The sequence below is a fragment of the Cohaesibacter sp. CAU 1516 genome, from assembly GCF_005771485.1.
In the GTDB taxonomy this organism is placed as follows: Bacteria; Pseudomonadota; Alphaproteobacteria; order Rhizobiales; family Cohaesibacteraceae; genus Cohaesibacter; species Cohaesibacter intestini.
The window spans coordinates 374,574-395,826 of record NZ_VANT01000004.1; the positions used below are offsets into that span (position 1 = coordinate 374,574).

Annotated in this window: 14 protein-coding genes and 4 pseudogenes; 7 read left to right on the forward strand and 11 right to left on the reverse strand. The window is 50.1% G+C overall.

Annotated features, from left to right (window positions below; genetic code table 11):
* Positions 1-209: 209 nt before the first annotated feature.
* The 4 genes from FDK21_RS13265 to FDK21_RS13280 form a co-directional block, all read right to left on the reverse strand.
* A complete protein-coding gene (locus tag FDK21_RS13265) occupies positions 210-2,306 on the reverse strand; it encodes a cytochrome b/b6 domain-containing protein (RefSeq protein WP_138148971.1) in 2,097 nt (698 codons plus the stop codon).
* A gap of 150 nt (positions 2,307-2,456) precedes the next feature.
* Positions 2,457-3,947, reverse strand: a complete 1,491-nt coding sequence (locus FDK21_RS13270; protein ID WP_210238774.1) for a multiheme c-type cytochrome — start codon at positions 3,945-3,947, stop codon at positions 2,457-2,459.
* Positions 3,948-4,408: 461 nt separating this feature from the next.
* The gene (locus FDK21_RS13275; protein ID WP_198662911.1) at positions 4,409-5,101 is read right to left on the reverse strand and encodes a Crp/Fnr family transcriptional regulator; all 693 of its coding nucleotides are present in this window, start codon (positions 5,099-5,101) and stop codon (positions 4,409-4,411) included.
* Between the two features lie 270 nt (positions 5,102-5,371).
* A complete protein-coding gene (locus FDK21_RS13280) occupies positions 5,372-6,826 on the reverse strand; it encodes a sulfotransferase (RefSeq protein WP_171022081.1) in 1,455 nt (484 codons plus the stop codon).
* Between the two features lie 540 nt (positions 6,827-7,366).
* Here FDK21_RS13280 and FDK21_RS13285 point away from each other — a divergent pair.
* From FDK21_RS13285 to FDK21_RS13320, 6 genes and pseudogenes are all read left to right on the forward strand, one after another.
* A complete protein-coding gene (locus FDK21_RS13285; RefSeq protein ID WP_138148975.1) occupies positions 7,367-8,287 on the forward strand; it encodes a LysR family transcriptional regulator in 921 nt (306 codons plus the stop codon).
* Positions 8,288-8,879: 592 nt separating this feature from the next.
* Positions 8,880-10,082 (forward strand): hypothetical protein, encoded by a 1,203-nt coding sequence (locus FDK21_RS13295; protein WP_138148977.1) that lies wholly within the window; start codon positions 8,880-8,882, stop codon positions 10,080-10,082.
* Positions 10,083-10,335: 253 nt separating this feature from the next.
* Positions 10,336-11,444: pseudogene (locus FDK21_RS13300) on the forward strand (IS3 family transposase).
* Between the two features lie 273 nt (positions 11,445-11,717).
* Positions 11,718-11,990: pseudogene (locus FDK21_RS13310) on the forward strand (MerR family transcriptional regulator); the annotation flags it as partial.
* A gap of 214 nt (positions 11,991-12,204) precedes the next feature.
* Positions 12,205-12,732, forward strand: a pseudogene (locus tag FDK21_RS13315) (IS21 family transposase); the annotation flags it as partial.
* 2 nt (positions 12,733-12,734) lie between these two features.
* Positions 12,735-13,496 (forward strand): tyrosine-type recombinase/integrase, encoded by a 762-nt coding sequence (locus tag FDK21_RS13320; protein WP_138148979.1) that lies wholly within the window; start codon positions 12,735-12,737, stop codon positions 13,494-13,496.
* A 345-nt stretch (positions 13,497-13,841) separates the two neighbouring features.
* Here the strand turns inward: FDK21_RS13320 and FDK21_RS13330 are convergent, their stop codons facing one another.
* The 5 genes from FDK21_RS13330 to FDK21_RS13350 form a co-directional block, all read right to left on the reverse strand.
* Positions 13,842-14,903 (reverse strand): ATP-binding protein, encoded by a 1,062-nt coding sequence (locus FDK21_RS13330; protein WP_138148981.1) that lies wholly within the window; start codon positions 14,901-14,903, stop codon positions 13,842-13,844.
* Positions 14,900-16,228 (reverse strand): MvaI/BcnI family restriction endonuclease, encoded by a 1,329-nt coding sequence (locus FDK21_RS13335; RefSeq protein ID WP_138148983.1) that lies wholly within the window; start codon positions 16,226-16,228, stop codon positions 14,900-14,902. The genes FDK21_RS13330 and FDK21_RS13335 overlap by 4 nt, the downstream gene beginning before the upstream one ends.
* Positions 16,225-16,683: a very short patch repair endonuclease gene (locus tag FDK21_RS13340; protein WP_138148985.1), complete on the reverse strand. Its 459-nt coding sequence runs from the start codon at positions 16,681-16,683 to the stop codon at positions 16,225-16,227. The genes FDK21_RS13335 and FDK21_RS13340 overlap by 4 nt, the downstream gene beginning before the upstream one ends.
* A complete protein-coding gene (gene dcm / locus FDK21_RS13345; protein ID WP_281405409.1) occupies positions 16,676-17,929 on the reverse strand; it encodes a DNA (cytosine-5-)-methyltransferase in 1,254 nt (417 codons plus the stop codon). Before dcm ends, FDK21_RS13340 begins: the two co-directional genes overlap by 8 nt.
* Positions 17,930-18,008: 79 nt before the next feature.
* Entirely contained in the window at positions 18,009-19,250 is a 1,242-nt protein-coding gene (locus FDK21_RS13350; protein ID WP_138148989.1) for a MobA/MobL family protein, read from the reverse strand.
* Positions 19,251-19,350: 100 nt separating this feature from the next.
* On the opposite strand from FDK21_RS13350, the gene FDK21_RS13355 reads away from it, so the two are divergent.
* Positions 19,351-19,932: a hypothetical protein gene (locus tag FDK21_RS13355; protein WP_138148991.1), complete on the forward strand. Its 582-nt coding sequence runs from the start codon at positions 19,351-19,353 to the stop codon at positions 19,930-19,932.
* Positions 19,933-20,165: 233 nt separating this feature from the next.
* On the opposite strand, the gene FDK21_RS13360 is transcribed toward FDK21_RS13355, so the two are convergent.
* Both FDK21_RS13360 and FDK21_RS20955 read right to left on the reverse strand, forming a co-directional pair.
* Positions 20,166-20,942 carry a hypothetical protein gene (locus FDK21_RS13360; protein ID WP_138148993.1) on the reverse strand — a complete coding sequence of 259 codons (777 nt, stop codon included), beginning with the start codon at positions 20,940-20,942 and terminating at the stop codon, positions 20,166-20,168.
* 99 nt (positions 20,943-21,041) lie between these two features.
* Positions 21,042-21,253, reverse strand: a pseudogene (locus FDK21_RS20955) (IS701 family transposase); the annotation flags it as partial.

Here is a 21,253-nt window from a genome sequence, read left to right on the forward strand (position 1 = left end):
CTCAACTAATCCGTGAAACACAAAGTAACAAGCGTACGTTTCACAAGACCAGTTCCAACATGCCAGGGAATAGTACTGACCCGCTCGATTGTCTTTTCTGGCCATCGGCATGGCAGTCGGACAAGCGCGAAAAAGAACAGGGCAGTTGCCTAACACAACCGCCCTGTTCTTTGTCAGATCTGGCCGGACCGCATGCCGGGATATGCGCCCTAGCCGAAGACGATCACCTCAAAGAAGCCCCAAATCACCAGCACCAGCAAGATGACGCTGACGACGATGAGGAACATGCCAAGCACTTTCGACCAGAAAGTCATGCGCTTGGATGGCGCCTCAACGATATATTTGTCGAGTTCGCCAGAAGCGACGAGGCGATCATATTCCACGGTGCGTTCATGCTTGAATTCTTCAAGCGGCATGGTGCCCGTCCAGATCACGATATCCTGCGGGATCTTGTCCGGTCGCCAATGGCAGTTGAAATAGTGCACGGTAAAGAGGAAGACGGCCGCCAGGAAGGCCTCTTCGCCATGAACGATCGTGGCGATGTTGAAGACCCAACCGGGCAGGTAGGCGGCGGTGATATTGTGGAACCACAGCATCGCGCCGGAAATGCCGATGATGAACATCCCCCAGAATGGAGCCCAGTAATCAAACTTCTCCCAATAGGTCCAATGATCGAAGACCGGGCGTGGCCCCTTGCCGAAGAACCATTTGCCCATGGCCCAGATGTCTTTCGCATCCTGCCAGCGTGGCAACAGGGAGTAAGGCCCGAACCACTTGAAGTCCTTCTTGATGAAGAGCACGTTGATGAAGGCATAGAAGATATGGCCAAAGAAGACGATGGCAAAGGCCGTCGCACAGACGCGATGGATGATGCCAGCCACCTTGACCCCGCCAAGTAGCTTGATCATGTAAGGCGCCCAGGCACTTTCGGCATAGAGCAGCGTCGTGCCGGTCATCACCATCATAATGACGGCGACCGCCAGAATGCCATGAGCCCAAATTTCCCAGCGTTTGAAACGACGCACATGCTTGCCCGCCAGCGGGTCTTTTTCTTTTGGCTCGGGGCGCGGCACCTCAACCAGTTGATCGCCATTGACCAGCAGGCGTTTTTTGGCCTCTTTCTTGTCTTTCCATTCGCGATAGAACCAAAGGGCGGAATGAAGCCAGAAGAGGAAGAAGACCTTGACCAGCAGGAAAATCATGAATTTCTGAGCGATCCACATATAGGGATATTTCTCGAAATCATGGGTGTTGCCATGGGCGTGGAACGAGGCAAAGCCGTCCGGTGCATCTTCATGGCACTGCTTGCAGGTTTTGAGCTTGTTGTCCGGATGGACCTTGGAGCGCACATCACTGACAGCGCGAACAGTGTGGGACTCGTGACAGTCGAAGCATTTCGCCGTCTGGGTTTCGCCAAGGCTGACCACCTGCCCATGATAGGTGTGACGGTAGCTCATATAGGCGTCGTCGTGGCAGGAGCCACAATTCTGGGTGATCAGCAATTTGGCCGGATCTTTTTCCGCATCTGATATCTGGTGGGCGGTGTGACAGTCCGCACAAACAGCTGCGTCCTTGTTGCCGAACCGCATCACGGCAACCCCATGCACGGAGTCGGTAAACTGGCTCAACTGCTTGTCGTGGCAACGGCCGCAGACATTCGGCGTGGTCAGGCGATAGGTCTCGCCTTCCTTGCTTTCCATCGGATAGACATAATGCGCGGTGTGGCAATCGATGCAGGTGGCATTGGGTTTGGACGGATCCGATTTGTTGGGCGCTGCATGGATCGATGCCATGTAGAAGTCGATCTGCTTGACCACATTGGCAATGGTATCGCCGTCGATGCCCTGTTCCTTGGCCTTGATGGCGGCTTGGGTCTTTTCATGCACGTCAGTGTGACAAGTGACGCAATCGACCGCACGGTCCAGCTCCTTGCGATGCGGCAAGGCCTTGATATCCGTGTGACAGCTGACACAAAGCTGCTCACCATGGGCACTTGAATGGAAGGCTTCTGCGTTGAGGGACAATTGCCTCTTTTCGGTCGCACCATCCGCACCGGTCGGCACGGCGAAGCCCGCGACCCCGTGACAGCTGGTGCATTTGGCATTTGGCGTGTCCTTGTCAACCGCGATCGGTTCAAGCCCCTGAATGGGTTGCGATACCGCGCCATTCGTCGCGCTTTTTTGTGCATCGGCCCCGGATTGGGCGAGCGCGTCAGGCACCATGATGCCAAGGGCACCCAGCAACAGAAGGGATCCGATCACGATCTGGTGGCCGGTGCGCGCAAGCGAGCGAAGCGTGGCATACATGAAACTGGTCCTTCTCTTGGCGAGCGTTTCAGGTGCGGTCAAAAAGAGCAAATATTTGGTCAGGCGCACGATGGCAAAGAAGGAGATGGCGACCGTTCACGCCGTCATCTCCCTGAATGGCGGAAGGCAGAGACTGCCTCCCGCAGGGACCTATTTCTTGTCGCCATAGCCTTCCTTGGCATTGAACTCCTTCATGAACTGCTTGCGCATTTCAGCATGAGCCTTCTTGCCAGGGGCGGTCTTGCCGACGAACCACATATGTTCCGGACGATCGAGCACTTCAGCGATGAATTTCTCGATTTCCTCGACCTCAGCGGTTTTGCCGTGTTTCTTGCCTTCTTCAAGCAGTTCGCGGGCTTCCGGAATCAATTCCATATAGAAGCGTTCGGCCACTTCGAAGAAACCATGCCACTGGACATAGTCCGGTGCCTGCATTGCTGCGCCATGGCGGACGCGGCGGCCCTCATGGTGCCAGAGATAGAACCAGGTCCATTCGATTTTCTCGTCGAACGCGGTCTTGGTTCTCAGGCCTGCATCGAGAAGCATTTTCATGAGCGTGCTGCCGGGTTTGGCAAACTTGTCATTGTAGGTATGAACGACAGAATCAAACTGCTCATACCAGTTCTCGACCCAGCTGACCTGGTGGCAAGAGGTGCAGACAGACTTCATGTCCTTGCGGCGATCAATCCAGCTCTTGACGTCCTTGCCCATTTTCTTGGCTTTTTCGTCAATTTTCGCGGATATGGCCGGACGCAAGGTCCAGGAAATGCGGTCCCCGATGTCATGGGTGATCGGCAGATCCTTGGTGGCGGACATGTGACAGGTGGCGCAGGTTGGGGCTGCAGAATAGTCCTCGCCCGGAATCCACTTGGAAGAATTCAGATTCATCTTGTCGACATTGCCGTAGAAGGCGATGCCATGCTTGGATTCTTCGTAGATTTCCTTCTGAGGATGATCCGGTCCCAGATGACATTTGCCGCAAGCCTCAGGCCGACGGGCCTGTTCCTGGCTGAAGCTGTGACGCTGGTGACAGGCAACGCAAGCCCCCTTGGTGCCATCCGGATTCAAACGGCCGATTCCGCTGTTTGGCCAGGTTGCCGGGTCCAGTTTGCCATCAGGCAGAACCTTGACCGGAGAGCCGTGACATTGCCAGCAGCCCTGAACGGCAGCGGCAGATTCACCGCGAATGGCCATGTTGCCATGGATGGAACCTTCAACCACTTCGGCAAGGAAGTTGTCGAGGGATCCGATGATCAGGCCACCGGTCGCATGGTGCGACTTGTCAAACTCCTCAACCTCGCGCGCGTGGCAGGTCGAGCAGTCTTTTGGAGACACGATGGTGGAGATCAGGAAGTCCTTGTGGCGCACAGCATCTGCATCGCCCGGTTCGGCTTTGTGACATTCATAGCAACCAACATTGGCGCCATAATGCTTGGATTCACCCCACTGTTGGTAAAGAGCGGGATTTTCCTTCATGTGACAGGAAACGCAAACAGCGCTTTCCTTGGAGAGCACTTCGAAAGTCGGCGTTGGACGAGGAGCTGGCTCCTCCGCCTTCATTTCGCTTTTGCCCACGGCCGCGGTGGCCGCGGACTTGTTGTCCTGGGCATAGCCCGAGGTGACAGCAAACAGAAGTGACACGGAAACAGCAATCCCCGCCATCTTCAACCCGCTGCAGCCTACACGGAACCAACTCATTGGCATCGTATGGTCCTTCCCCGTTTATCGCCTGCGCGCCTCAGGAAAAGGGCCCGCAAAACGATGCGATCGTCCCCAAATTCACCTTTTGATTGGTCAGGAAAATGCGAAAAGGGGAACATTACAGCAGTGTAATGTTAGGGGAGTGGGCGGTACGACTCTTGATATATGTTAAGTCGCGCTGCCCTTTATTGCAGCAATTCAAAATAGGTAAAATACGTACTTGTTTCAAAAAATGCCAACTTATTGTGCAACTGTCACTTTCTCAGCTACAATATTTTTGGACATTATCGACTGTTGCAGATGGCCGTTATGAAAAAATTTCCCATATGTTTCGCGCACTTGTTGATAAGTGGGGCAAGCGGCATCGATGGGTCGAATGGTCAAACCGGGGGCGTGATCCCTCAGTCCTTGTCAATCAGCTTTTGCAATGCGCGCAGCTCGTCTATCACCGCGTGATTCTGCTGAATGTCGACCCCATGCTCGCGCAGGCGCTTGAAGGCTCGAGAGAGGCTCTCAGGCTTGATGCCCAGACGCCCTGCAATCAGGGCCTTGTCATAGGGTAGCTGCACCATGCAACTGCCTACGCGGGAAGATGTCTGGTCAAGCAGGAACTCGGCCACCCGCTGCACGCCGGTTTGGGCCTTCAACTGCTCGATCTGTTGAATCAGCATATGCAAGTGCTGGGAGGTGGAGGCCAGCATGGCCAAACCCATTTCCGGATTTTTCTTGATTGTGGCGATCAAGCGCGCGGATTCCAGTCGCAACAACCGGCAATCCGTCACCGTCTCACCCGTCGCAGGAAATTCCCCCCCGGTAAAGGCTGCCGCCTCAGCGAAGCTCTGGCCGCGGGTGAACACACCGATCACAGCTTCTTCGCCATTGGGATTGATGCGGAAAATCTTGACCCAGCCTTCCAGCACCACATAGAAGCAATCAGCTGGTTCATTCTGGACAAACAGAGTCTTGCCACGGGCATATTGGCGTGGCCGCGCGGACAGAAGCAACTCATCCAGCGTTTCCTCGGCCAGGCTTCGAAAGATTGGAGCAAGACGGAGCGTACCGATTTCATCCGGTGTCAATGAGGTGGTTAGCACGCATCTGCTCCATTGTCTTCGTGTCAGTTTTCGACACTGTACCGGCTTTTTCACGTTGTTCAACCGTCAACCGCTCAGCGATCCACTTTGCCTTTGTCTGACCTTGCGGGACAACGCCTCTCCCGCCCGTGACAGCAACGTTTCGGTCATCCCGACGAGCGGATAGGTGATGGCATCCAGCGCGCATGAATCATCATGGGGCACGGTGCTTTGGTGACTAGCTGTGGTGACTAGCTGTGGTAACAAATGGAGGATATCCGGGACCGCTGATTACAGACCGTCAAAGGCCCCTTGCAGATAGGGCTCGAACTTCTTCCAGTCTTGCGAGCTGCCCTGATAGACCTGCTGACGCACCTGCTCAACCGAAGCGGTTTTCACCGCCCGCTTGTTTTGATGCGGCGACAGACAGGCATCCTGCCAGCCCAGATCAAGATAGTTGATGAGTTTACGGGTCTCAGCGTCCTGTTCGACGGTCAGGCGTTCATAATCCAGATCATAGATGCGCCCCGGAAACAGTGCGTGCCAGAACAACATCAGCTCACGATAGAGCCTGTAATAGTCGGCAACCGATTTCAGGTCATGGCTATAGCCCAAAAATGGCCCCTGAAAATTGATCTTGAAGTTCGACCAGCAGGTGGCGGCTGGATCGCGCATGGTGTGAATGATTTTGGCTTCAGGCAAGGCACTGCAGATCAGTCCAAGCTGGAGGAAGTTCTGCGGCAGTTTGTCGGCCACGAATGGTTTGCTGGCCGAGACCTTGGCGAGATCGGTCAAATAGGCCTTGCGGAAGCGCTCAAGTGCCAGCTTGTCTGGGCGCTGTTGGCCAAGACTCAGTTTGCGGCCATGACGTCCCAGCAAGCGCAGTTCACCGCCGCCATGGACATCGGAGTGGCTCGAAATAATCTGCTCTACCAGAGAGGTGCCCGAGCGCGGCATGCCAAGAATGAAAATAGGTGTAGACTTGGCCTTCCTTTTCGGCGCTTTGAGGGCGGCAGCCTTGATGGCAGGTGCAGCCTTCCTGATGACCGTGAAAAGCATCTGATCCGTTTCAAAGCGGTAACCAAGGGATTTTTGTCGCAAGCACCCCGCAGCCTTGTAGTGATCCAGCGCCTCCTTCAACTGGCCGGTATCTTCCTTCATCTTCGCCATGGCGTGGTGCAAATGGCAGGTTTGCGCATCGTCCAGACCGCCCTTTTTCAGCAAGGCAGCAACCTGAGCAATCTGCCCATCAATTGCGTCATACTGGATCATCTGACTTAAATATTGATGGGCCAAAGCATCGCGTGGCTCAATCGCAATGGCCGTCCGGTAAGCCTCGATCGCTTCGTTGCGCCGAGCGCCCTGTTTCTGCAATATGGTGCCCAGATTGGTATAGGCCTGATGAAAGTCGGCCTTCAGTGCGATGGCGGTCCGCAAAGATTGCTCTGCCTTGATCAACTTGCCCTCTTCTTCATATAGAACAGACAGGGCAAAATGGTCGTCGGCCCGATCGGGTTCTATCAGAATGGCTTTGCTGAAGGCGCTTTCAGCCTTTTTCAGTGACCCCATCCGCATTGCGGCCTTGGCCAACAGGCGCCACAATTCGGCAGAATGCGGAAACTGCCGGGTCAACATCTCCAGCTTCTGGATTGCCGCCGGATAGTTTTGCGCGTCGAGTAGGCTTTTGACCTGCATGACAAGCGCCGGGGATGGCTGACTTACACTGGAGTGAATGGTGGCTCTCACTTTTTCAGCGCCTTCCAAAGCTTGTTGATTGCCGGGGAGCTCTCTTAGGATCTTTACGTATTTCTCGAGAGACGCGAGGAGATCTCCTTTTATCAAGCAGGCCCCTGCACTCTTCAGATTGTGGTCGATAATCGTTTTATTCATTCGAATGCCAGCATCCCTGAAAATTCGGTTTCCAATCAGAAATAACGAGCCACATCGACGGCGCGATCTGGTTAACCTTTTGAAGAAAATTGTTTTTTTGTGTCTTCTTGATCAAATCGTCGCGATGAACCGAAACAGAAAGCTCGTAGTCCGATGAAAGTCGCAACCTTCCGCTTCGCATTCTGGTTTGGGGCCAAGGCGGCGCTGCTTATTAAGCCCAGATGTGCGAAAGGTATGTGTCGTTCGCGTTGTCTTAAATAAGAACGCTATAGCGGTATCAACAAGATACGGAAATGCGCATGCACTGCGCATACATGTTACCTATCGGAATGTTGACTGTGTGTGAGATTAACATATCTGTAACTGGTAAGGCCGCAACTCTGAGAAAGGGCATGCATGGAAAATTGGGTTGAGATCCAAACAGCCTATCAAGTGGCAAAATTGGGCACAGTCAGTGCTGCGGCTCAAGCTTTGGGAGTGCACAGGGTAACCGTCAACCGCCATGTTGAAACCCTTGAAGCAAGGCTCGGCACCAAGCTTTTCATGCGTCATGGACGTGGTTATGTCCTGACAGAGCAGGGAAAGGACTTTTTATCAGTTGTCAGCCGTGCCGATGACCTGTTGAACGATTTCGCCGGACGGGCGCGCATGCAGAATGCAGAATTGTCCGGAGAACTGATCCTGACCACGACCCCCGCCTTGTCGCACATGCTGATGCGCCCCATCGTTTCCTTCCGTGCGCAGCATCCCGGTGTCAGAGTCACCGTGCTCAATCAGTATGATTTGCTCAAGCTGGAATATGGCGAGGCCCATATTGCCCTTCATGTGGACATGGTCAAGCCAGACAACCCGGACTATGTCGTCAGCCTGTTCAAGAATGCCCAGCTTGGCCTGCATGCCCATGACAGCTATATCCAGCGTATGGGCATGCCTGAAAGCGTGGAGGACTTCAAACACCACGATTTCATCCGCAATCTCGAACGCTTTGCAGACAATGAGTTTCATCGCTGGCTGGATGAAAATGTACCCGCAGACCGGTTCGTGGTGCATTGCGAGCATCCAAGGATTGCACTCGAAGCGGTGACAGCTGGCGTCGGGATCGGCTTTCTTCCCAATTATTTCGCCAAGAATAGCGGCCAAATACAGCGCATCAAGGCGGTGCAGCGCAGCTGGGACTTGCCGGTCTGGCTGGTCACCCATGTCGATTTGCATCGCACCGAGAAGGTACAGTCCATGCTGCGAGTGATACGCGAAGAGTATGACGGCTTTCTGGGCTTTGGGTCCCCAGACTCTTCCCACAGAATGGAAGATATCTAGCCATCCGCACAGCGCTCGTGCAGGCTTGTTTTGAAGCGGGGCTTGAGAAAAGGCTTTTGCCTTTTTGGTCATGCCCCCGTCACGCCGATGCGGACAGCCAACGGCCCAGTTGCCCGCGCTCTGACGCATGCCCGGCGTCAGAAGATTCAAACCGAGCAGCAAAACCCACCTGAGTGAAATTGATAGTTGGAGGCGGCCGCTTGGTGACGTGGATCACGTCAGATACAGCCCACCTTCACGGGTCCAGATATAACTGGAAGCCAACCTGTTCTGCTTGGGGGATCTGATGGTCAAGGGTCTGGTCGGCGGTTGATATGCGAGCATAAAGGGCAGTGGTCATGGCAGTCTCAAGTTGCCCTCAGGGGTGACGACCGCATAGAATCATGTCCAGAATTCCATATCAATCCATAGGGACACACTTTTCTGGGTACTAGTGAATGACTGTTGAGGTATATTTTAACGGTATTTAGAATGGGTTGCATCGCGCCAAACCGAAATGGCATATTTCAGCAGCAAACTCTTATCAATGGTCCTTCATATTCAACGTACTAAATGGTAACTGTCTGCGAGACAAATTTTTTAAATATACGGAATGACGGACGATGCCGATGGGGTGGGAACGATGAATTGCAGCCATGCATTTCAATGTATGAACAGACATGCAAATCAAAATAAGAGTATCGGAGCCTTGGGCCTTTTTAGGGTTTCGTTCGATGCGGTGTTTTTGTGTCTCGTCTCTGTTGTTGCTTGCGGTTTCAACAAACTATTCCATAAAAAAACGGCTATCGCTCTTTCAGTTTCTAAGAAGGAGAAATTAATTATACGGGCTGAAGTGCCTGATGCAGCTTTGGTTTTCAGTGGAAGAGTGCACAAAATATCAGGGAAATCGGTTCGGTTAGGCGGAATATTTTCCGGGGCTATCAGCCATCTTCTTAAGTTGGCAATCGAATCTGGGAGCTATGTCTATGTGAAGGGCTGTGCTGATCGCGAATGGGGACTTTCAATTCCTGCTCATCCCCATTTTAGAAGGATTGAAGTGAGCATTTGGGGGGCGAGCGCAACGAATGCGAAGGCTAACTTTTTCTCGTATGTTTCTGATGCCAAAGGAATTTACTATGATGGGCGAGTTGAGACTGAGCTTGAGGTAATACTCAACTCCCTGACATCCAAGTCTTGGCGGGATTGCGAACTGACGAAACGGTTTATTTTGAATCAAAAGGAAGCAGGAATTCAAAAGTATCCAGAAGTGGATGGCTTTCTTGATACGGTTCCTCAAGATGATGCAATCCTCATTGTCGGACAAGTGAGTGGCGACGCCTCAACTTTGCATACAGAAACCCTAGCTCACGGAAATTATGAACTTGCTAAGCTAGGTAGGGAGTTGTTTCCCGAAAAACCCTTGTATTACAAGCCGCATCCCTATGAGCGTGAAAATGGTGAAACACGCAGAATATTGCAAGATTTCGATATTAGCCTTGTTCCTGCAAACGCTTCGTTTGAGAGCGCGGCAAAGCGGTTTGATGCGGTGCTCGTGAATACCTCAGGCGCAGGCCTTGAGGCTGCAATGCTTGGCTGCAAGGTCTATACTGCGGGAACGTCTTTTTATAGCCACTGGGGGTTCACTCAAGACTGTATTCAGCCGCATCCTAGAAGGCACAACAAGCTGAGTCCCGAAGATGTGTATAGCGCGTTTGTGTGCCGATATGCAAAATTTTTAACCTTCGATGAAAACACAAATACCGCTAAATCCATTTCTTTCAGACAGTTTTTCGAACTGCAAGAGCGTGTCAAATGAGCGCAGCCGCACTCGACAACTCCAAGATCGGCGTGATGACTTTTTAGGTCTAGCCCTCTTTTGAGGCCACCGCTGGAGGCAGAACTGATCAGCCCCACTTGAGTGGTCCTGTTTAAATGTTAGTGCATCGCGGGCCTTTGTTCCATCGGAATGATGGTTTCGGGCTCGGACGTGCTCTGCGCCCTGAAAACTGGATCGTTTTGAATTAGAGTTTTCCTCGCTATTCTTCTGGCTGGGAGAAGGAGAGAACGCGATGAAAGCCTCGAAGTTTTCGGACGCACAGAAGGCGTTTATTTTGAAGCAGGGTGATGATGGCGTACCCGTTGCAGAGATTTGCAGGAAGGCGGGGATCAGCCAAGCGACTTATTTCAACTGGAAAAAGAAGTATGGTGGATTATTGCCTAATGAGATGCGCCGTCTAAAAGCCCTTGAAGGCGAGAATGCCAGACTGAAGAGGATTGTTGCGGATCTGACGCTGGACAAGGAAATGCTCTAGGATGTTGTGTGTCGAAAGCTCTGAGGCCTGCCCGCAAGCGCAAGCGCAAGCTGGTGGATGGGATGCTTGTCGATTGGGGGATTTCGATCAGGCGAGCCTGTAACGTTCTTCTGTTCGATACCTCAAGCTATCATTACAAGTCTCGTCGTACCGGTCAGGCCGCCCTTGAAAAGCGGATCAAGGAGATTTGTGAAACACGCGTACGATATGGATATCGTCGCGTCCATGTGCTGCTGCGTCGTGAAGGTTGGTTGGTCAACATGAAGAAAACACGTCGGATCTACAAAGAGTTAGGACTGCAGCTCCGGAACAAAACGCCGAAACGCCGGGTCAAGGCCAAATTGCGGGAAGATCGTCAGGAGGCCGTCAGACCGAATGATATTTGGGCGATGGATTTTGTTCATGATCAGCTGGCAACAGGAAAGAAACTCAGGATTCTGACAATCGTTGATATCCATTCACGCTATAGCCCTGCTTGTGATCCACACTTCAGCTATCGTGGCGAGGATGTCGTTCAGACGTTGGAAAGGATCTGTTATGTCAGCGGCTATCCATCAACCATCCGGGTCGACAACGGCAGTGAGTTCATCTCACGCGATCTTGACCTATGGGCCTATGTAAACGGAGTGGTCCTGGACTTCTCAAGACCAGGAAAACCGACGGACAATGGCTTCATCGAGGCCTTCAACAGCAAGCTTCGCTCGGAATGTCTGAATGCAAATTGGTTCATGACCCTTGCGGATGCGCGCGAAAAGTTGGAGACTTGGCTCAAGCACTACAATGAGGATCGGCCTCATTCGGCAATCGGATACAATGTCCTAATTGCCCTGCACAATCCCGGTGGCGGAACCAGCCCGTCACTGTGATGAAAGCCGGAAAATCTAATTCCCGGCGGTCCAAACTTGGGGCTCACTGCATGATCGTCTCCCTCAGAGATTGAGGGTTGGGTCGAAGATGCTAAACGTGGCATGGAGAATAGCCTGCGTGCCAATCCCCTCGACATTCACGCCCAGTATGAGAAGCAATTGTTGAATGTCACTGAGAACTGACCCGGTATGGAGTAAAATTGTCACTGAGAATTGACCCATGCGAACACTGGTTCCCGACGGTTTTAGTCGGGGAGATTTGGAGTGATCGACATGGGCTTTTTGAGTGTCATTCGACGTTGGGCATTACGTGACAAAATGCCAATTCGCGAGATTTCTCGCCGCACGGGATTGTCTCGGAACACCATCAGAAGATATCTTCGTGAGGGGGTGGTTGAGCCGAAGTTCAAGACACCACTTCGAACAAGCAAATTGGATCCTTATGCAGATCGGTTGTCTGCCTGGCTCTTATTACAGCTGCGCAAACCACGCAAAGAGCGCCGGACAGTGAAGCAGATGCATACTGATCTTGTAAAACTCGGCTATGCTTGCCCAGCGACAATCAAGGTGAGACAGAGCGACAATCAGGATGAGACTTTGCGACTTGAGCGATGCGGAGGGAGGGCGTAGCCCGACCGGAGGGTCGCTCAAGTCGCGTCGCCCAATTTGGGATCTGTGATCGCGGTCGGCCTGCTACAGTGATGGTTTTTCACATTGGAGAACCCTCTTTGTGCCAGGTCGCCATTTTACCGATCATCAGATGAGGCTTTTCATGAAGCTTAGACAAACCCATTCCATTGAGATCGCCGCAGCAAAGGCTGGCATAAGCCGGGCGACGGGATATCGTATTGCGCAGGATCCATGCCTGCCATCACAGAAAAAACAACCTCGAGGGCGTCGGCGCCCTGATCCGCTGGAAGACATATTCGAGGCGGACGTTGTTCCCTTGCTTCAATCTGCGCCTAGCCTTCGCCCGGTTGCCATTTATGAGGAGATGTTGCGCCGTCATCCCAAATTGTCGCCGGGGATCCGCCGCACATTGGAGCGCCGGATCCGTTCTTGGCGCGCCATACATGGCCAGGAGCAGGACGTAATCTTCCGGCAGGTTCACCAGCCTGGCCAACAGGGGCAATCTGATTTTACCGACATGGGCTCAATCGAAGTGACGATTGCAGGCCAGTCACTAGCCCATCTACTTTACCATTTCCGTCTGCCATGGTCGGGCTTTGAGCATGCCGATGTCATTCTTGGCGGCGAGAGCTATGTCGCTCTGGCTACAGGGCTTCAGATATGTCCAGAATTGTAGATCCATCTATTGATGATCCAACCATTACCGGTAGAAGGGAACGCGTTTTGCTTGAGGGCGAAATCGCTGCGATCTATCCGTTGTTGACCTATCCACCACATCCCGACCTTCAGCGTCGCATGATCCCACTGGAAAAGGACTTCGGTCCGATTGCAACGCGTTTTTTGCTTTTGACCCTCTCCCGCCGCGAAGAAGTGGCGGAGGCCAGATGGGGGCACATTGATTTCAAGAACGGAACCTGGTTCAAACCAAACACAAAATCAAAAGAAGCAATCAGAACTCAAACCTTACCTCTTTCTTTTGCCGCACTTGAGCTCTTGCGTTCTCTTCCGGGATCGGATCAAGACGATCCTTCGGCATTTGTTTTTCCAAATCGTGATGGAGGCAAACTGGGCAACTGGGGGCGCATTTCAAAACAAGTGCAGGAAGCGAGCGAAACCAGCGGTTGGACGCGTCATGACCTGCGGCGCACTGGAGCTACCCTTCTAAAGGAATTGATGATCCCTTTGCATGTGATCGATGAAATTCTCGATCATAAAAATCCGCTGTCCAGTTCAGACACAAGTAATGCATTGATTAATTATTTCGTCTCAATGCCAATTCTAACGATGCGAGAGAACCCAATCGTTACCGCTCTAAATATACTTCATGAAGCTTTTGAAGCAGTGGTCTTTGAACAATCGGCTGTTATTCCAAAAGTCACACCTGAAAACTTCAGGTTCATTCGGCGAGCGGGTGAGAAATAGAAAAACAAAGAGGGGCGGCGGACCATCAAGTGTCAAGCCGCCCCTCTTTGCTGGCCTTAAAGGCCACTGAAAAGTCGAGCACAAGCAGTCTCTTTATGGATAAGCTTTTTGTATATCGAAGAAATTTATAGTCCAAAGTTTCATTTACAAGTTCTGGCCCACCTGTGACAAATCAGGTTCCGCCACAATCTCGATTGTGGACAGGTGGCAGAGTGGTCGATTGCATCCCATTGAAAATGGGACGGGCCTTCTGGGTCTCGCGGGTTCGAATCCCGCCCTGATTTGAAAGCCGCTCCCTTCGCAGGTTGAGCGGCTTTTGTAAACTTGAGATATAGATTGTTTTTGCTAAGCTTTTTGTTCAAAAGCAGCAATTTTTTCTTTGCTTCCAAAAGCCCGAATTGCTTCTAGCGGATTATTTCGTATTTTTTCTTGCAGCGCTTCTATACCCCTGCGAGTGATATATCTCCGTTTTATCTTTTTATCGTATTCATGAAATGGCATATGCTCAAGGTCGTAAAAAACAATAAGCTTGGTTATCTGCTGGGGAGAAATTCCCATATCTTGTCCATAAATTTCATGAATCAGAGGGGTCAGTATTCTAGAAACTTCCGATGGAAGGTTTTTATCTTCGTCTTCCAACGGAGCATGGATGACCTCATTCAATCTCACCTGCCCAGCAACGACATATGCCGGAGCGCCTTCTTCTTCGGATTCAACGAATTTTCCTTTGTCGATAAAATTCATGCCTTTTGTGGCTTCTTTCGAAATATAGAGATTGGTCACACCATCCTGTTTTGCCAATGCAGAGGTATCCACAATCCCAACTCGTTCATATCCAACCCTGTCGATGATCTTCAGATTCTCCAATATCGCCTTCATTTTCTTCCGTTCCCGCTCATCAAGTAGAGACTGTAGTTCAGAATAGTCAATTGACCGAGATTGAGCAGAATAGCGGAAATAGATTGTGCCTTCAGTTGTTATGGGTTTGTCTTTTGAGGAACCGTCATTCTTACGGACTGTTTTTGATCGTCCTTTTCTACAAATAACTGGAGGATTTGCAGATTTGACAACTTCAATAGCAAAAACAATGTTTCCGTTATAATCGTAAGTTTTCGTCGAAAAGGGGATCTCTGGATGATAGCTATCTCGAAGATGGCTTACTATATCGGCTTCATCACAAAGCTCTGCTTCGTCAAATCCCTTGACCAAGCGTGGTTTATCCGAAACCCCAAAAATAATTGTTCCACCATCTGTATTGGAAAAGGCTGCTAGTGTTTTTCCATAATAAGCCAAGTTTGCACGATCAAATACGTCTTTAAACTCGCGCGTCTTGCCCTCTCGACTTGAAACTCGAGATGTTTCAACATCAAACTCGATTAATTGTTCTAGTCGGTCAGGAAGTGTCATTGTACTTCCAATTCCACAATTTCACTCTGGTGATACATTTGCGTCAGATCGATGTGCCGGATTCGAAACTGGCTCCGTTTTTTGGCTACAGGCCGGTCTGTTGAAGCCTTTTCCAGCTTTATACCGGGATCATAATAAACCACGCCGTCAGCCACCGCCTGCAGAAAAAGGGTCAAATCGGTTTTTTCGCAAAGCAGGATTTTCGGTCCATAGCTGTATTCTGGAGGAGGGTTTCGAAACAGAGATGGTATATATGCTGCCTGAGCGTGTTTGCGGTTCCAGTGTTCAATAATACCTGAATATTTCCACAATGCTGCCAGATCGTCCTTCTGGTCGAGCAAAGCAATCCCGCCATTCATATCGGTGATCTTGGATTTTTCCGGATCATACCCCACCATTCGAAGCTTGAGACCGGTCTCTGCATGAGCAGCTTTGTTGCAGGCATAAATTCCACCAAAATTGATACGATCCGGTTTGCCGCTCTTATCCGCATAACCGTATCGCCGGAGAAACTCGATTACGCCATTTTCCCGATAGCATCCGCCTGTCGGCTCTGGCGTCATCAGGGTAACCGGGGTTTTGGCCTTGAAGGTCTCAAAATCATTTACACCATACTGTTTAATTTCCCAGCCAAGGTAGTCTGGTTCGGCGTATCCGTTGGGGGAAATCCCAAGCTCTGATTCAAGGGTATATCCTCCGCCATTGCGAGCCATGTAGGGATGTGGAAGCCCATCTGATCCAATCTTTTGGGACGGTATCCAGTGTTTTCGATAAATGGCGGTCAATGTGTCAATCAGGCGAGAGCGAGTGTCGGCTTCACCCAGCAACGTCGGTATCTTTAGAAATACCCCTGTTTCTTCCCAAAAGTCCTGCGCATAAACAGCCTTAGCCAGTGAACTGTTTGCCGCAGCTGCATAGCCCAAAACCCGGCCATCCCTTGTGACGCCCAAGAAAAGAACACGCCCTTCATCCCTCACCCGCATAACATCTCCAGGTGCATTTCGGCAGCCCTTTAGAAAACCAGACATTCTCACTTCTGGATACTTTGGGTAAAGAATAAGCTGGCAGTTCGGAGCGTCGTATTTGCCTTCCTCATCCATCCAGTAGAATTCAACAGGAGCCTTGGCGCGATGCCGGACACTTCCGGCCATCTCCGTTTCGTCAGTCTCGACAGCACCATGGGGTAAAATGTTCAGGACAGAAAAATCTCCACCCAGATAAACTTGGTTTTTGGAATTATCGTTCGGGGAAAGTTTTTTGGTGTAGATGAGTTCGGCACCATCCTGCCTCATCAAACCACACAATGCCTCAAGGGTTTCAATCATGCCGCGACTCCACGGATTTCGAGCGTGCCGGCATTTCCCTGAAGCCATTCGGCAAGTAATGACAGAACTTCTTCGCTATCCAGCCTCTCCTTCCCTTCTAAAGCGCACCCCCACACAATTGCAACCCGCCAGCCCGCAGTTTTAAGGCTTTCCACTACCCGATCGTCTCGTTCAACATTTCCGGCAATCTTTTCACGCCAGAAGTCAGCTCTTGAAGCAGGTAACCGAAACAGATGGCAGTCATGTCCGTGCCAAAAACAGCCATTCACAAAAATAACCGCCTTCCATTTTGGAAAAACCAGATCAGGCTTTCCCGGTAACCCCTTCACATGTAGGCGATAACGAAATCCTGATCGATGGAGGGCTTTACGGACCAAGAGTTCGGGTTTCGTATCCTTGCCCTTGATTCCCGACATCATCCGACTTCGCACATCTGCAGTGACAATATCAGCCATTGGCCACTGCTTTATCCTCCAAGCCATCGCCTTCGGCAAAAGTGGCAGCGTCGTCACTTTGACTATTTGGCAACCAAGCGCTCATTGCCTCTGCGATTGCCTCAACAACAGGAACCACGACTGCATTCCCGAACTGCTTATAAGCTTGGGTATCTGAAACCGGAATTTCCCAAACTCGATTTCCTCGCTCGAAGCCCATAAGACGTGCACATTCCTTGGGAGTAAGACGGCGGGGTCGCTTACCCTTTCCTTGGTCAATCAGTATCTCGGAGCCATCTTTATAATATCGTGCAGAAAGTGTCCTGGCGACATCGCCTGGACCAAACAAACCAAATCCGAAGCCATTCCCTTTGGCTGTGTGCTTTGCCTTGTAATCTTGGAGATATTGCCAAAGCTTCGGCGTCAAGGTGTATTTTTCCGGTACACTGGGAAGCAATACGCTTGCCAATGTCGGTTCAGGGCCATCTGGAAACACGACATCATCAAAAGAAAATTCGGCCTCGAGATCCAAGAACCCAGCAATGAAAATCCTCTCCCGTCCTTGAGGAACCCAAGGCTTTGCACTTATAACTCTTGTTTCAATCCGATAGCCCAGCTCATCCTGCAGGACGCGCATTATCGTCTCGAAGGTCCGACCTTTGTCGTGACGCTGAAGATTTTTTACATTCTCCAGAAGGAAGGCTTTCGGTCGATGATGCTTGATAATTTTGGCCACTTCAAAGAAGAGGGTTCCCTGAGTTGCATCTAGGAAGCCGTGAGGCCTTCCCAAGGCATTTTTCTTTGAAACGCCTGCAATAGAGAAAGGCTGGCACGGAAAGCCTGCCAAAAGAACATCGTGCGCTGGAATACGGGCAAGGGCTTCGTCGCTCTCGGAGTATTCACGGATATCACCGGCAAAGACGTGGCTTTCGTCATCAGGAAAATTTTTGCGATATGTCTCTTGGGCGTATTTGTCCCATTCGCTCGTAAATACGCATTTGCCACCAATATTTTCAAATCCGACTCTCAGCCCTCCAATCCCTGCAAAGAGATCGATAAATCGAAACCTTTTAAGACCGAGGGAATCTCTCTTTTCTTCGGCCAATTTCGACAAAAGATCCAAGGCAAGAGGAGATGGAGAGCATTCTCCATTTTCATGACGATAGGCTGATCGTAGCGAAACTTTCGTAAATTCGGCAGCCTCTTCCAGAGTGAGGCCAGCTTGTTCCCTCAATCGCGTAAAATCGGTTTTCAACTCTTTCTTCAAAACAATTCTTCCTGAATCAAAACTGTGTCATTTTTTGACATTATGGCAAGACATGACTCAGGGCGCAACGGATTTTGTTTCATCTTTGTTCTATTTTTGGTATTTGTTCTCTCCTTTTCGAATTGCAGTTGGTGGAAAGATCTGATTGTGAAAGCGGCTCCTTTTTAAATGGCCCTGATTGAGAGCTGATTGATGATTTCAATTGCTTCTCGTGTTTAGCCTTTAGAGTGTCGCGAAGCATTGTCAGTGTTCGAAATACCCTCCGGACACGACGCCGACGAAAAACACGAGAAACAAAACCCAGAAATGAGGGAATGTGGCCTTGGTCTTTTCTTGAGTTAGGCTTTCCGACAGCAGGTCGACCTTTTGGATCAAACTGTGCATCTGGGTTTCCATACTGACATTTTGGGCCTCCAGTCTCTCCAGCATTTCCGGAAATTTCACCCCAAGAATTCGATCGTGAGTTTGCTGTGTCTTCAAAAGGCAGGCGAGCCCGGCCACCGCACTTTCGCTCCTGTGGGATGCTGCTTTTGCCGCACGTTCGGTCGAGATCATCAGATCTTCCCAGTCTATTGTTAGATTCATTGACATCATCAGTCCTTTCAATCAGTTTATTTATTTCACGGATAATATTGTTGGCTTCAGAGCGAGTATGGCCTTCATCAATGTGCCGCCATTCCTTCTTTGATTGTCGCTTTCCAGGAGAAATAGATCGGGAGGTTGGGCCTTCATGAATGGTCGGGATTTGGTCGATTCCTCTGTCCGCATATGACAAATGACTGATAGTTGAAGACTTGCCATAACCCCAATCAAGCATCATACGGTTATGGATTTCAGCCCAATCCCGCGCTGCATTTTCAATGGCATTCTTCCGGGCAAAGCCCAATATACTCTTGGGTCTTCCTCGCCCTCCGGAGCACTCAAATACGTCAAACAGCACGAAGTGAACATGAGGATTATTTATGTCATTGCCGTGTTGATCGTGGATAGCTGCAATGAAGGCGGCTTTTCCATTGGTCAGGTGATCGCCATACGCCTCAACCATTTCTTTCCTTTGCTCTGGCGATGCTTCGAGCGGCAATGCAACAATCAGTCGTTCACAGACCCGCCCCTTACGTTTCAACGCATCGGCCTCAGCTTGTTCTGCGACTGCAGCATCTGATGGGGCAAAAATCCTTTTACGTAAAACGATACGTGCAGCTTGGGTCCGCGTAATATAACGCAGATGAGACTCAGTTTGCCCCACCTTGGCAACGCGCTTTTCTGATCTACATCTATTCGAGAAAGTTTTTACCGAATGCCTTAGAGAAAACAGTGACATCTATATTGCAGGCTTTCAGGATAAAACATTGTTTTATCCGTTGTGCGCCTTCACCCCTATATTATTTACTGAACTTATTTATTGAAATAGGGAAATTGAAATGAATACAAAAATTTTAGCTTCACTTTCTTTCAACAGACAAAAGAGCCAACAATATCTTTGCATAAACATACTCTCATATATGAGAGACCACCGCATGATGGACTTTGGCAAAATCCAGCTCAATCAAGAAAGGATATCTGAATTTGCTCTGGCAATAATGGATCTCTATCAGAAGCGGTATGAACAGGAAATCCAGTTGGTACCAGAGGAATACCAGAGAAAAGTCGATGCCAACCAACTTTTGGATAAAGAATGGAGACGCGCACGCGAATTGCTGGAAGGAGCAGAAGCAGATCAAGAGTATTCGGCATTGCTAGGACGGAAATGTATATTGCTGATGGATATTGTCCATAGAGCAGCTCACATTATGAAGCTTTATGACCTTCGCGACTTGAATGCCCTGTATTTGCCCAGAAATACCATATACAGGATTGGATGCGAAATGATCGATTTGTTCGAAATGAAGCTTCAAGCATTATTACAAAACAACACAAATTCAAGCCGATCAGACAAAATCACCGCTACACAACCGGCAACAAATAGCGAAAGACAACTTTATTCACGAAACGGGCAACGTTGATACGCCACTTATTTATTTTACCTAGAATGGGATTTCAGTTCTATACATTCCCTTCCCCTAGTTCTTCACAGATCTCCTTTGGAAAATAGTATTGTTTTTCTAAAAAACAACATTAAAAATAAATTTTCAACTCACAGATTCCGAACCTAAACTTAGGAATTTCATGTTTGCTGATACTATTATCGCCGCCGTTTCCAAATCGGCGACGATAAAACTTGCATGTCACGGGGCGACTAGGACTTTGCATTTTTCTTCAAATCACGCAGCCTGCGTTCATTGCGCTTTCGTTCATTGAGTCTCAAATTATCTTCCACGCGGTCTCTTTCAGCAATCAGAGCTGATGATATGGTCTTCAAATCATCAGCTTTATCAAACAGAGGTGGCACGTGCTCAATCTGTTTGAGCACGGACACAATTTCTGACATTTCGCCCGGCGAAAATTTTTCCCTTTGAGGTACACTCATACTCCTAGAGACATCGCGGTATTCCGAGGATTTGCCATTGTCATTCAGCGATTTCATTTTTGAAGCTATGAGCTGAACATTGCTTGTTGCAGCAGCATGGTACATTTGCACAAGCGCCAGCGTACTGTGCAAATGAAATTCGGCAAAGCTGGTGGCTAATTTTGCGGTTTCTAGGTCAATTGGATTGCGAGATTTACCGAGCAAAAACTGAAAGACAATCAAATACCGAAAAATTGCGAAACCAATCCGCCGAATAAAAGATGGAGGAAGAGAGCTGTTGCCCCAGGTTTCCCGCAGCCCAAGCCACCATTGCTCCAAATAAGGTCTTACATCTTTGCAAAGCGTGTATTTGCCACATGCGGCCTTTTGCAGACATAAAGCGTCCCAAATCTCAGCAAGAACCTTTCGCCGATGATCAAAGCGCTCTCCTGCGAAATGCAGGAGATGGTCAAACATATCTGTATCTTTGCGTAGTGTCGCGAAGTAATAACAAAACCTTTGCGCAAAGCCATCTAATCCTACTGCGTCACTTTTCTGGCTGTGCATTTTTGTCTATTCCATTTTCTTCGACAACATGGGCAGAATTCGAGAGATTTCACTAGGGATTGTGCGATGAGAATACGCAAGGTTGCGATTGAGGTGGGATTATGCCTTTGCAGCCTTGCGGGTGGCGGCCGGTTTTTGTGACGTTTTGGAAATGGCAAATTGCGTGACGATTTGGGCTTTAGTTGGTCCTGAGGGGGAAATGGCTGCCTGTTGGCAGATAAGGAACCCATAAGCAGCGATGCACAGACTGACATGATGATGAAATCCACGCCAACTTCTTCCCTCATAATGGTTCAACCCAACTTCCTGTT

What these genes read in the sequence shown, in the direction of transcription:
- FDK21_RS13320 (WP_138148979.1), top strand. Translation starts at nt 12,735, where the DNA reads ATGTCCAGAATTGTAGATCCATCTATTGATGATCCAACCATTACCGGT.
- FDK21_RS13285 (WP_138148975.1), top strand. Translation starts at nt 7,367, where the DNA reads ATGGAAAATTGGGTTGAGATCCAAACAGCCTATCAAGTGGCAAAATTG.
- FDK21_RS13360 (WP_138148993.1), bottom strand. Translation starts at nt 20,942, where the DNA reads ATGCACAGCCAGAAAAGTGACGCAGTAGGATTAGATGGCTTTGCGCAA.
- FDK21_RS13340 (WP_138148985.1), bottom strand. Translation starts at nt 16,683, where the DNA reads ATGGCTGATATTGTCACTGCAGATGTGCGAAGTCGGATGATGTCGGGA.
- FDK21_RS13355 (WP_138148991.1), top strand. Translation starts at nt 19,351, where the DNA reads ATGAATACAAAAATTTTAGCTTCACTTTCTTTCAACAGACAAAAGAGC.
- FDK21_RS13335 (WP_138148983.1), bottom strand. Translation starts at nt 16,228, where the DNA reads ATGATTGAAACCCTTGAGGCATTGTGTGGTTTGATGAGGCAGGATGGT.
- FDK21_RS13295 (WP_138148977.1), top strand. Translation starts at nt 8,880, where the DNA reads ATGACGGACGATGCCGATGGGGTGGGAACGATGAATTGCAGCCATGCA.
- FDK21_RS13350 (WP_138148989.1), bottom strand. Translation starts at nt 19,250, where the DNA reads ATGTCACTGTTTTCTCTAAGGCATTCGGTAAAAACTTTCTCGAATAGA.
- FDK21_RS13265 (WP_138148971.1), bottom strand. Translation starts at nt 2,306, where the DNA reads ATGTATGCCACGCTTCGCTCGCTTGCGCGCACCGGCCACCAGATCGTG.
- FDK21_RS13330 (WP_138148981.1), bottom strand. Translation starts at nt 14,903, where the DNA reads ATGACACTTCCTGACCGACTAGAACAATTAATCGAGTTTGATGTTGAA.